The 12,692-nt window shown below is 42.0% G+C and carries 9 protein-coding genes; 5 read left to right on the top strand and 4 right to left on the bottom strand.

Annotated elements, in window-relative coordinates; genetic code table 11:
- Positions 1 to 144: 144 nt before the first annotated feature.
- Positions 145 to 786, bottom strand: a complete 642-nt coding sequence (locus HWQ23_RS15890) for a tetratricopeptide repeat protein (RefSeq protein WP_292829802.1) — start codon at positions 784 to 786, stop codon at positions 145 to 147.
- Positions 787 to 1,920: 1,134 nt separating this feature from the next.
- On the opposite strand from HWQ23_RS15890, the gene infC reads away from it, so the two are divergent.
- The 4 genes from infC (at position 1,921) to HWQ23_RS15870 (ending at position 7,371) form a co-directional block, all read left to right on the top strand.
- Positions 1,921 to 2,454: a translation initiation factor IF-3 gene (gene infC / locus HWQ23_RS15885; protein ID WP_292829866.1), complete on the top strand. Its 534-nt coding sequence runs from the start codon at positions 1,921 to 1,923 to the stop codon at positions 2,452 to 2,454.
- A gap of 424 nt (positions 2,455 to 2,878) precedes the next feature.
- Complete coding sequence (locus HWQ23_RS15880; RefSeq protein WP_292829800.1) at positions 2,879 to 5,878, top strand: MFS transporter; 3,000 nt, start codon at positions 2,879 to 2,881, stop codon at positions 5,876 to 5,878.
- Positions 5,879 to 6,054: 176 nt separating this feature from the next.
- Complete coding sequence (locus HWQ23_RS15875) at positions 6,055 to 6,732, top strand: potassium channel family protein (protein ID WP_292829798.1); 678 nt, start codon at positions 6,055 to 6,057, stop codon at positions 6,730 to 6,732.
- A gap of 75 nt (positions 6,733 to 6,807) precedes the next feature.
- Positions 6,808 to 7,371: a DUF3124 domain-containing protein gene (locus tag HWQ23_RS15870; RefSeq protein WP_292829796.1), complete on the top strand. Its 564-nt coding sequence runs from the start codon at positions 6,808 to 6,810 to the stop codon at positions 7,369 to 7,371.
- Between the two features lie 164 nt (positions 7,372 to 7,535).
- On the opposite strand, the gene HWQ23_RS15865 is transcribed toward HWQ23_RS15870, so the two are convergent.
- Both HWQ23_RS15865 and HWQ23_RS15860 read right to left on the bottom strand, forming a co-directional pair.
- Complete coding sequence (locus HWQ23_RS15865; RefSeq protein ID WP_292829795.1) at positions 7,536 to 9,089, bottom strand: cation:proton antiporter; 1,554 nt, start codon at positions 9,087 to 9,089, stop codon at positions 7,536 to 7,538.
- Positions 9,090 to 9,160: 71 nt separating this feature from the next.
- Positions 9,161 to 9,508, bottom strand: coding sequence for a DUF389 domain-containing protein (locus HWQ23_RS15860; protein WP_292829864.1), 348 nt, complete (start codon positions 9,506 to 9,508; stop codon positions 9,161 to 9,163).
- Between the two features lie 599 nt (positions 9,509 to 10,107).
- Between HWQ23_RS15860 and HWQ23_RS15855 the strand changes: the two genes are divergently transcribed.
- Positions 10,108 to 11,652, top strand: a complete 1,545-nt coding sequence (locus HWQ23_RS15855) for a hypothetical protein (RefSeq protein ID WP_292829794.1) — start codon at positions 10,108 to 10,110, stop codon at positions 11,650 to 11,652.
- Positions 11,653 to 11,720: 68 nt separating this feature from the next.
- Here HWQ23_RS15855 and radC read toward each other — a convergent pair whose 3' ends face one another.
- Positions 11,721 to 12,452 (bottom strand): RadC family protein, encoded by a 732-nt coding sequence (gene radC, locus HWQ23_RS15850; RefSeq protein ID WP_292829793.1) that lies wholly within the window; start codon positions 12,450 to 12,452, stop codon positions 11,721 to 11,723.
- Positions 12,453 to 12,692 lie beyond the last annotated feature (240 nt).

Here is a 12,692-nt window from a genome sequence, read left to right as displayed (position 1 = left end):
GGGCTATCAGCCCTGAACTTCAGTTCTGGGCGGGATGTCGGTGAGCGTTACAGTTTCACTTTCACAAAAGTGTGGGTAGAGGCTTTTTCGACTTGTGCGTACACCGTAGCCTAAGAGTGGAGAGGAATGGAAGAGAGGTTAAAACTACTTCCGTAACTTTTCAAGCTCTGCATCTGTAAACGGATTCTTCCCCGCCCGTAAATCTTTCACCCAGCGCTGCCGTCGTGCTTTACTATCTTTATCCTGAGTCTGAGCGATGTATGCCTCAAAGTCAGTAATCGCTCCTTGGGTATTGCCTGTCAGCGCCCTCGCCAGCCCCCGACTGTCAAAAATACTGGCATTTTCACGAGCAAGGGCAACCGCTTTGTCACAGGCAAACATGACATCAGTGGCTTGTTTGTGTAAGCTACCGTATCGGCAAAGTGAGTTCCAAGAGTCGGCGGAGATTTCAACTTTTGGATCTAACTTTAGAGCTTCGGTATAATCTGCTAGCGCTTCCTTGACATTACCCCCTTTCACAATTCTCTCTCCTTCACCAATCAAACGTTCCGCCTTTCCTTTGTTAGCAAACTCTTGGGCTTTTACCTTGGGGTCAAATTTTAAACTGGGCTTCCATTTGAAGGCTGTGTGAAAAGTCGCAACTGCATTATCAATATTGCCAGTTCTGGCTTCCTTTTCACCTTCTTGAAGTGAACTACCCACCGAGGATTCGATCGCCCATGCTAATTGTGCAACAGAGCGATCACTGTTTACATGGTCATCTTCTGGTGAATGCGAGTCTGTCATAAGTTAAAAGGGCAGTTAGAAACCGCGTCTACACGAGGCAAAACCCACCTCCGTGGGTTATAAACACTCAATTTTTCATGATTTCCACGGAGGTGGATGAGAGTTTGTATAGCCGCGTACTCCTACGGAGAAGCAAGCTACACGCAGTGTGCCGCAGGCAATTCCATTCGCCGGGGTTCTAAGTTGACTACAAAATTAAACTTCCTGGCGTTTTAACTCGTGTATCAATACTTGAGTGCGTTTGCTAGCTTCTCTTACTTGTTGTCTAAAATACTTGGCTTGCTGACGGTCATTTAAACACACTTGGGATGCTTTTCTACTAAATTCAACAGCTTATTTACTGAGTTCTTGAATACGAGTCTTTAACTCTTGGATTATTTTCATATTTTCTCCTGTTCTGAAATTATTTTGGGAGCATCTCAATGAGTGTAAAAAGCCTTGTAAAACCTCACCCCAACCCTGATCACTAGGATAAAGTTAATTACAGCATTTCAGGTGAATATTTCCGAGAATTTTCGGTTTGGTTGTCTCAATTGCAAGACTTACGCAAACTAGACTATTTTCGTCATTGCGATCGCAGCCTATTACTTTCCCTACGAGACACATTCGCGTTCACTAGACTGCGTTTCGTACTCTACACCAAGACTGACGCACTCCCTTTGCTTAATCCCCTCCCCGCTCTTCGGGAGGGGAGACGAAGCGTAGCTTTGGCTGTTTGGGGTTCTTTGGGTTTAATAAGTAATCAAACGCACATGATATGACTCGCTACCGCTTCTCTACCAGAGGCGCAAGGGACGCTATCCCTTGTAGCAACTGGCGACCCTACAAGACTATTGAGGTTTTTTCAAAAACAATTTACGATTCCTATAAGTCCTGACTCCTGACTCCTGAATTCTGTTTCGATAACTGTAATAATATTTAACATGAGTCTAAGTTGTGTAATTTAGATTAACTCTTGCAGAGAAATTCTCTCAGAGTGAGTAGAATGACAAATACAACGACACAACTCTTTTATGAATTAGCTACCCTAGAAGTGTAGACTATTTTTTCAGTCTTAAGTCAATTCAGTATTTTGCCTCTGAGGCATACCAATCTAGACCACACTAAATCCTTCATTAGCTCCCACAAATCATGATGCTTGTGATTGAGAAGAAAAGAACTCGCGATCTGCCCCAAATTAACGAACGAATTCGCTTCCCAAAAATTCGGGTCATTGACACTGACGGTGCCCAACTGGGAATTATGACCCCACAGGAAGCATTACAACTAGCAGAAGAAAAAGAGCTAGATTTGGTGCTAATCAGTGACAAAGCTGACCCGCCAGTTTGCCGGGTTATGGACTACGGGAAATACAAGTTTGAGCAGGAAAAAAAGGCGCGGGAAGCCCGGAAAAAGCAGCACACGGCTGATGTCAAAGAAGTTAAGATGCGCTACAAAATAGAAGAACACGACTATAACGTGCGTGTTAAGCAAGCAGAGCGCTTTTTGAAAGATGGTGATAAAGTCAAAGCTACTGTGATGTTCCGGGGTCGAGAAATTCAACACAGTGACCTAGCAGAAGATTTGCTCAAGCGAATGGCAACGGATTTGGAGCCGTTTGGTGAGCTTCAACAAGCGCCAAAAAAAGAAGGGCGAAACATGATGATGCTGATCTCACCTAAAAAATAATCCTCTAACTGTTTAATAGATCGAGTTTGAAAATCCCCTGACTTCTAGCTAGGGGATTTTTTCATTTTTCTTTAGACATCTCCATAAATTAAATATGCGTTACCCAGAACCCTTGTAGAGACGTAGCAGTGCTACGTCAAAACAATTCTTTTTCACTCGTATGTCTTTTGGATGCAACATCGGCTTTGGGCGCACATCTGTGGGCCCCTACCTCTGATGTCGTTTAAATTTATCTAAAATCGATAGTCCTGAAGGCTGAATGGGAAACATAGTATTCAGTTGCTCAGGACTTTTGCTATTTCCAGGGGATGAGGGGGATGAGGAGGATGAGGAAGTATTTTCTCCCCCTGCTCCCTCATCTCCCCCTGCTCCCCTGCTCCCCTGCTCCCCATTACACGGTGATACTACCAGAAAATAAAACTGCATGGAACTGAAAAATCACTGGTTAGCTGCAAATAAAGTTGCTTTACCACGACTACTACAGTGGGTGAATCTCCGACCAGAGGAGAGCGAACGAACTCAGTTGATGTTCCTTTTTTACACAACTGTATCTGTAGGATTGCGGTGGGCAGAGGACAGTACGGTGGCGCTGTTTTTGGATGAATATGGGACTAACCTACTGCCGTGGATGTATATTGCCAGTGCCGCGATGAGTGCAGGACTGGTTTTTTTATACTCTTGGCTGCAAAGGATTTTTCCTTTACGCCGGGTGATTGTGGCGATCGCACCTTGCATGTTGATGCCATTAGTTTTATTAATTTTATTACGTTGGGGATCGCATTTTTCCTACCTGGCAGTGATTTCGGTATTTCTGCTGCGGCTATGGGTAGATGCACTTTATGTGGTCAATGACCTCAACACCTCCATCGTCGCCAACCAACTATTTAACATTCGGGAGATTAAGCGGACTTACCCACTGGTGAGTAGTGGTCTTTTGGTAGCAGATGTAATCAGTGGCTTTAGTTTGCCTTGGCTAGTACAATACACCACGCTAAATAAGATCATCCTCATCGCTTGTGTAGTGATTTTATTAGGATCAGGGATTCTATTCTATTTAACTAATCACTATCGAGCAGCTTTTCCTGAAACCCCCCAAAGACTAATTCCTGAACACCAAGCCTCACGAGAGCGTTTCATTAAAAGTCCGCTCAAACGGTATGTCTTTTCGTTGTTTGCTTTTGTGGGTCTGTTGCAAGTCATTGGGTTGTTAGTAGATTTTCAATATCTGCGTGAACTCCAATCGAATTTGAGCGACCGAGAACTCGCCAGTTTCTTGGGTCTTTTTGGGGGAATGTTGGGACTGTGTGAGTTGTCGTTGCAGTGGTTTGTTTCCAGCCGACTCATCGAACGGATGGGAGTATTTTTCACAGCCACGCTTTTACCAATCACCGTCGGCTTTTCCCTACCAGGAGTGCTGGTATTGCTGCATTTAATTCCAGCCATGCAATCGCAAAGCTTTTTCTGGGGTCTGATAATTGTCAAATTCTGCGATGAACTTCTGCGCTACACCTTTGTCATGAGTAGCGGCCCCATCCTGTACCAACCGATTCCAGAGGGAATTCGCAGCCGGATGCAGACTTTATCTGGCGGAACTGCCGAAGCGATCGCTACAGGTTTGACAGGAGCGCTAATTTTTGTAACTCTATTGTTTTGTGGGCGGTTTGTACCTGTACCAATGCAAAAATGGGTGTTGGTATCAGAAACAATGCTGATAGCTGGCACCTGTTTAGCAGTAGTTTGGGAATTGCGATCGCGCTATGTTGAACTGTTAGTCTTGAGTGTAGCGCGGGGTCAATTGAGTGCAACCAATGTGGGCTTACGATTTTTCAAACAGGGGGTAGTCAAAGCTTTAGCAGAAAAAGGCAGCGAGGCTGATAAACGGTCTTGCATTGAACTTTTAGCCCAAATGGATTCCCTTGGAGCTGCGGAAGTTTTAGCGCCTCTACTAATCAAGTTAACCCCAGATTTGCAGCGCCAAAGTTTGGAAGTGATGCTAATAGCAGGTGTAAATCCTGTTTATCTAGCCGCCATCCGTCCTTTGTTAGAACAATCCCAAGAAACTAACCCCGAAGTTTTTGCCCTAGCGCTGCGCTACGTTTGGCTGGCTGAACCAAATCCGAATTTAAGCCTCCTAGAAGAATACCTGAACCCCCGGCAAAACTCGCTTATCCGCGCCACCGCCGCCGCTTTAGTCTTACGTCAGGGAACGCCCATGCAAAAGGTAGCAGCTACCCAAACCATGCGCCGGATGTTGACTCATAAGCTAGAACGGGAACGGGTGAATGGAGTCAGGGCGCTCAGAGAAGCAGTTTATTTGCAGGCGTTGCGGATTCACATCCCGAATTTATTACAAGATGAGTCTTTACGGGTGCGCTGTGCCGTATTAGAAATGATCGCAGCAACCCATTTAGAAGAGTACTATTCGGCGCTGATTGCAGCACTTTATTACAAATCAACCCGCACTACAGCAATGTCAGCCCTAGTGGGACTAGAAAATGAAGCTTTAGAAATGCTATTGCGGTTGGCTACGAATATTTACAAACCGGAAGTAGTGCGGATGTACGCTTGGCGAACCATTGCTCAAATTGGCACCCAAGAAGCATTAGAGACTTTATGGGAAAACTTGGAAACCTCTTGGGGTACTAGCAGGGATCATATTCTTCGTAGCTTAGTAAAAATACATAAACAACCAGGAATTACAGGTTTAGTTGATCGGTTTTATGAAAGTCGGGTAGAAAATTTAATCAAGCAGGAATTAAAGTTTTTAGGTGAGATTTACGCTGCATACATTGACTTTAAAACATTAGACCAAAAAGAAAATCATCAATCCAGTCAGAGGATTGTGATTGTTTGTGAATTACTGGAACGCGCCCTTTTAGAATTAGAATTGGATGTCAAAGAGCGGCTACTACTGCTACTAAAACTGCTTTACTCACCAGAAAAGATGCAGGCAGCAGCGTTTAATCTGCGATCGCTCTCAGTGATAAACTTAGCGCGGGGGTTAGAAATCTTAGAGCATACCGTAACTTTGTCTTCAAAGTCTTTATTGCTGAATATTTTAGATAACCGACCGCACTCAGAAAAATTGCAACATCTTGTAGAAGCCAAGATCATAGAATATGAGAATATGATAGTTAGCGATCGCCTCCACAGATTGCTGAAGTTGGGTACTTTGCTTTCTGACTGGTGTCTAGCTTGCTGTTTTCATTTTGCTCAAGTGAATCGCATCCGACTGACAAGTTCTGAGATTTTAGTGAGTTTGCGTCATCCAACCGGCTTTGTTAGGGAAGCTGCGATCGCATACTTGAATATGGTTTCACATCGTGTTCTCCTGCAAATTCTACCCCAGTTAGAAAAAGATCCACATCCTTTGGTGGCTACTCAAGTTAAAGAGTTGCTCGAAAAATACCAGGTTAAAAATTAGAATTGAAATACCTGTACTGGAATTATTTTGTTATTTCCATTGCTGCTAAGACATACTAGTTCAAAAATCTTGACAACAAATGAATAATAAGGGCGTACAGATGTACACTCTTACCAATGTATCTGTTTGTTAACCTGTAAAGTGAAGTAAAAATTCAAAGTATATTAAGAACAGTCATGTACGTACTGATAGGTGGAGCCGGCTTAGTAGGGCTTAGTTTGGCGCAAAAACTGATAGAGCTAGGGCATACTGTTGCCGTAATTGACATTGACCCTATCGCTTGCCGCTACGCCCGTGAACAAGTGGGAGCAATGGCTTTTGAAGGCAGTGCTGTGAGTACAGAAGTATTGTTAGAAGCTGGGATTCGCAAAGCCGGCTCCTTGGCAGCTGTTCTCAGAAGTGATGCCTTAAACTTGGCAATGGTAACTCTTGCTAAACACTACGGTGCCCCTCATATTTTGAGTCGGATGCGCCACCCCGATTTTGCCGAACCACTGCGTATAGCTGGAGCCAACCACATCATCAGTACTGTTGAACTAGCAGTTTCAACAATGGTGAATGCTATTGAGTATCCGCAAGTGGACTCAATGATGCATTTTGAGCAGGGACAGATTGAGGTTCTGAAACTTTCCATCCCAAACAATTGCTATGTTGCTGGTCGTAGCCTTGCCGAAATTGCTCAGGATTCCCGATTCCCTACTGGTTCGCTAATTATTGGCTATCAACCCCATCCTCACGAAGATTTGATGATTCCTAACGGCGGTACAATACTGGAACCTTATTCAACTGTGCTGATTGTGACTAAACCAGGATGTTTACATCAAGTCATTGATTTTATTGAACAAAGATGTTGAGGGCATTTCCTACCTAAACTCTTTATTAGGTGGGGTTAGCAACACATGCATAAAAAATTGGTGTAAATAGTTTTGATGAAGCCGTATCCACATATTTATTTAGCGATCGCTGTTATTTTTCTTGCATCTTGTAAATCAATAAATATTCCACCCAAGTCACAACCCGATGCCACTCAAGCAACCCCATTGCAAAAAATAGTGACGCTGGATAAGAACTTTAAGATAGCAAGCGGTCAAACTGTTTATGTTCCTGTCTATTCTCATATCTATCATCACAATCGGCAGGAGATTTTCGAGTTAGCAGCTACGCTCAGTATTCGGAATACAGATTTAACCAATCCGATCGTTATTACTTCTGTGCGCTACTATAACTCAGATGGGAAATTAGTTAAACAATATTTGGAGCGCCCTATTCAACTTGATGCGCTAGCTTCTACAGATTTTTTTATAAATAGAAATGATACCACTGGAGGTTTAGGCGCAAACTTTATTGTAGAGTGGGTAGCCCAAACAGAAATATCTGAACCGATAGTGGAGGCAGTTATGATTGGTACTGACTTTCAACAAGGAATTTCTTTTATCAGTCCTGGTAGGGTAATTAAAAATCAAAATAACGATAAGCGATCGCCTTTAAAATAGAAATCTTAAAAAACTAATTTATCATTTCCTCGTTCCCATGCGGAGCATGGGAATGCATTCATTGAGTCTCTGACTCTCCCTAATCAGCCAAAGCTCAAAGGTTCATTCACAAAGCTCAGACTATCCCCCATCTCCAATGCCCTGTTTGGCCAATCCCCAACAAACTAATCATCTTCTAATTTCAGCAATTGTTCATCAAGAGTTTGTATCCGCCCCCGCACAATTTCTTCTGAGAGAATTCGCTTTCGCATTGCCTCATTCAGCGCTCCTTTTTCTGCCAGCAGTAAACGGCGGCGAATAGCATCAAGTTTACCGCTATTGTCACTTTTGCCTTCCAACTGATCAGGGCGACGATTATAAAGTTCCCGCAGTGTCTTTTCTGCACCGGCAATTCGTACCTGATAAGCTGAACGCATCTCTTCATAAACGGCTTTTGGTAACACCCCTGATTTCAACAGGCTATCTAACTCATCTTGTGCCGCCTTACCCGTCATCAACTGGGCTTGTAATTCTTCAACCTGTTGTTGAGCTTCTGAAAATTTAGATAATTTTAAGCGTTTTACCACCCAAGGTAAACTTAAGCCCTGTCCCACTAACGACACCAGCACACTGCCGAAGACTATAGCTATAAGGACTTCTCGCCCTGGTAATGTAGCGGGTAAGCTCAATGCTAGAGCCATTGAGAGTGAACCTTTGATGTTGCCTAAAAACAGTAAATGTTGCCAGCGTAGCGGAATTGGGCGGTCAATCCAACGAACCACTGCTAGTAGCGGATAGACTGTTAGAACTCGCCCGATTTGATAAGCTAAAACTGCAAGTAGAATTGCAGGTAAAGTCCTCCACAGCGTTACCAAGTCTATTTCTACACCAATTAATAGAAAAATAAAGGTGTTGACGGTAAAACCGGCATATTCCCAGAAACTCAACAAGGTAATGCGATTAGAAGCAGAAGTATTGCCAGAAAGCCCTAAATTCCCGAAAATTAATCCAGCTACAACTACAGCCACAGGGCCTGATACACCGAGAAATTGCCCAACCTGAAAAGTTCCTAATGCAACTGCAACCGTCAGTAAGAGACTGCTAAGAGGATCATCTAAACGGGGGAATATAGGTATACTCAAGTAGCCCAAGACTAACCCCACAAGGCAGCCTCCTAGAGAGATAAATAGCAGTTGTTGGATTCCCTCTATAAATGTGAGTGAGCCTGTTGAATATACTTGCAAAATCAGGTTGAACGAAACTAGAGCAGCTGCATCATTGAATAGGGTTTCTCCTTCAACGATGGTGGAAAGCCGGGCGGGAACCGGTATTTCCTTAAAGACGGCAATCATTGAAACTGTATCAGTGTTTGCCAGCATAACTCCTACAAATAAGGCAGGTATCCAACTCAGTCCCAGCCCAAATTTCAGTAGTACGGCAATAATAGCGCTAGAAAGCAAAGCCCCTGGCCCAGCTAGTAGAGCAATTGGTTTAAAGGTGCTGCGTAGGCGGCTGACATCTGTATTAATACCAGCTTCAAAGAGGAGAATTGGCAGGAAAAGATCCAAAACAAGGGTTGGATTTAAACCAATCGGACGAGATAATAGCTCAGTGATGGGCAAACCTGCTAATACTAAACCCATAACATAAGGGATTCGCAATCGCCGGGATAGCAAAGCTACACCTGTAGCAAGCAGCAGGAGAATAATTGAAACTTTGACTAATTCTGTAACATCCACTATTACGTTTTGGAAAATTATTTTGACTTGACTGAGTAGATTGTCTCCTGATTCATGCCAAATTCGCAACTTTAGGGTGTGGGTTCACAACTTCTAATTTCCTCCACTTCAAAAATTAGAGTCAATGCTTGCCCCGAAACTGAGTGCGAATTTCCTTGTGCCAAACCTAAGCCAATGACACAGATGAGCGTAGACGCGGAGGGGCTTGTCCTCAGACATTGCAGTTCTAAACTACCAGAGATTTTCGTCTCAACTTTCGCGTAGCCAGTGATACCACCAACCGCTACCGCAATTCCCAAATCTAACAGCGTTGGTTTGGAGCGAGCCAGTATGTCGCTACGATAGGTAGGCAATCCCACCAGCCAACCCAGAGTCAAGGCGATCGCTATTGCCAATACTGTGCCCAATGCTACAGCAATTATGCCCTTGCTAAAAAAAGTAATATCTGGTCTTAAAGCGCCAAAAGCTAACCCGCGATCGGCAACATTAGAGCAATAATCATCGCGCCAATAATTACGGCCGTACTGTTGGACAATAAACCTAAAGTAGCGATCTCCTTCAGAGGAACTTCGCTAAGGCACAGGAGCTAATAATCAAAATTATGTAAGCTGAGTCGTAAGGTTGATTCTGCCAGCAAATCTGTTTGTAGCTGTTGAATTTGCTCCGGCTGCGAACCGCTTCTAAAAATCTAGGGTTTTCCTAATTTAACTCTACGGTGTAAGTTTAAAACGTCCTTACAAGAGTGCTTACGCTTCTTCTGATTCGAGGTTGACTAGGAAACTCCACCTAGAAACGGTAAAATAATCGAAAATTGACAAATTACAGGATGAGTACCCCAATCTTCAGAGCTTGACAACGGAACAATTCTGAGGATAACTGTTTGGCAATTGAGGCAGATACTTCTGGATCATTTGTTAAATTTGACCGATTAAATAAAGAATTAGTGTCTATGTTTGAGGATATTTTGTAGAATAATCCGAAAAAAGTTTTTCCTGATAAATTTCATTCTGAACTAACAATGCTAAACAAAAAAATCATCAAATATACTTCAAAATTACCTTTTCGTTCTCCTTGGTTTATTATCATTATTTTTTCTGTTCTTGGTTTAATAGGTATTCTCAACCATTCCATGTGGCGAGATGAACTAAATCCCTGGCTGATTGTCAGAGATAGTGAATCTTTCGGCGATTTAATTGCAAATATTCATTATGAAGGTCATCCTGTCCTCTGGTATTTTTCTCTGGCGATTCTCAGAAGGATAGTCGATAATCCTGTGATTATGCAAATATTTCATTTGGGAATTACAGTTGTTTCTGTTGCTGTTTTTTGCCTATATAGCCCTTTTAATTACCAACAAAAATTTCTGTTTTCCTTTGGTTTTTTTCCTTTTTATGAATATCTTTTAATTTCTCGAAATTATGCCTTTAGCATGTTGTTCATTTTTGCATTCTGTACGGTTTTTTCATCCAGAAAAATAACTTATGCTTATTTAGCAATTTTATTGGGTTTACTAGCTAATAGTAGTGCTTATGGTTTATTGGTATCATTTTCTTTATCATTGACTTTGCTAGCTGAATTTTCTTTTGATAGCGACCATCGCCAGCAGTATTTTAATCAAAGCCAAAAATACGACTTATTTTTAAGTATTGTACTTATCATATTTTGTTTTCTTTTATCCCTTTATATTCTTACTCCTCCGACAGATAGTTATCTTTATGGTGGGTTAAAGAATGGTTGGATAATACAATTAGATATCCGTCATTTTTTGAGAAGCATAGGTAGAATATTTGGTAGTTATTTATTAATTATTCCTGCACACAAAAAATGGCTGGATTTAATTGTTTGTGCGATAATTGCTCTATCAATTGTAATTTTAAGCTTGATTAAATTATCTAAAAAGCCAGTTGCTTTCTTTTTCTACATTATAGGTAATTCTATAATATTTGCGTTTACATACTTGAGATTTATCGGTATGCCTCGGCATTTTGGACATTTCTATTTAGTTCTGATAGCGGCTTTATGGCTGGGAAGTTATTATCAAGACTCTACAGTTTTGCTCAACAAGTTTTCTGTTCGTCCAAATTCAATTACATTTGTGAATAAATGGCATCATATCGCTTTGATGCTAATTCTTTATGTCCAGTTTGGGGGAGGTATTTATAGTTTCTCAAGAGATTTAGTTGTACCATTTTCTGCCAGTCGGGAAACGGCTCAATATATTCAAAAAGCTGGGTTAAATAATGAATTTATTGTTGCCAGTCGAGATGCAAATATGGCTCCTTTATCGGGTTATCTCAATCGAAAGTTTTACTATCCTGAGCTTCAAAAACTGGGAAGCTTTACCCTATTTAAAAAAGGTCGTCAAGATGTCGAACAACCTGAAATATTAAGCCAAATAAGTTCTCTACTCAAAAATCAAGATGAGCAAAAGAAAATTTTACTTATTTTAAATAAAAAACTGAATGTCAACCGCAATGATTTAAAGATTGTTCCGATCAAGGATTTTCAGAGAGGCTGGGTGGATAGTGAACGATATTATGTTTATTGGGTAAATGAAGCTTAACAATTAACAATTCAAAAATTTTGAATGTTGAATTGTTAAATTTCTCTGCATCCCTGCTTCCTGCTGATTTAATCCCCCTGTGGATGCTCATCCCACAAGGTTGTCAGTTCCCGTAAACTTTGATGATTGCCATTACCCAAAATCAGATGATCTAGTACCGGAATGCCCAAAAGCTGCGCCCCTGCTAACAACTGACGCGTCAATTCTATATCTTCCTGGCTAGGTTCAAGGTTTCCAGAAGGATGGTTGTGGGCAACTATTACCCGCGTTGCACCTTGACGAATAACTTCTCGAAAAATATCACGGGGAGAGGCTAGGGTTTCGGTTGCTGTGCCAATGGTAATTACTTGCGTACCCAATAAGCGATTTTTAACATCTAATAGCACCACTGCAAAACGTTCTTGTATCTGCCACATCAAATCTTGACTGAGGGTAGCAGCAGCAGCAAGTGGGCTATCAATTAATGTGCCATCGTTGGGACGAGATTGAAAGGCGCGTTTACCCAATTCAATTGCTGCTAAGATACTTGTCGCCTTCGCCGGGCCAACACCAGAAATTTGCATCAACTCAGCAGGGCTAACTTCTCGCATAACTGCCAAAGGATCACGTTGGTGTTTGCTTAATTCGCTCAAGATATATTGTCCCAAACCTACAGCAGAGAGTTTTCCCGGCCCTTGTCCAGTGCCTAGAAGAATTGCGATTAACTCTGCTGTGGCTAAAATTTTGGCACCATGCGTCATTAGTCGTTCACGCGGACGTTCATTTGTAGGTAAGTCGGCAATTCTGAGGCAATAGGTCATAGGAAACTAAGAGAATACTCACCCTAGATGGAACTATCTTTAGTTATCCCTTGTTTGCTCTCAAAATCATCTTTATTTGATAAAATCTTTAATTTTAGGAAATTTTCTCTATTTCTGTACATTCAGGACTTACGCACTGTACAAATGCATCGTGATGTGCAATAAATTCTATTGAGGAAGTTTTCAGGCTTTTCTTAATTATCCTGCGATGCCTACGGCGGTAAACTACGTAAATAGATC

Origin of the sequence: Nostoc sp. JL33, from assembly GCF_017114985.1 — a bacterium.
In the GTDB taxonomy this organism is placed as follows: domain Bacteria; phylum Cyanobacteriota; class Cyanobacteriia; order Cyanobacteriales; family Nostocaceae; genus Nostoc.
This window is presented reverse-complemented; position numbering and strand designations above follow the sequence as displayed.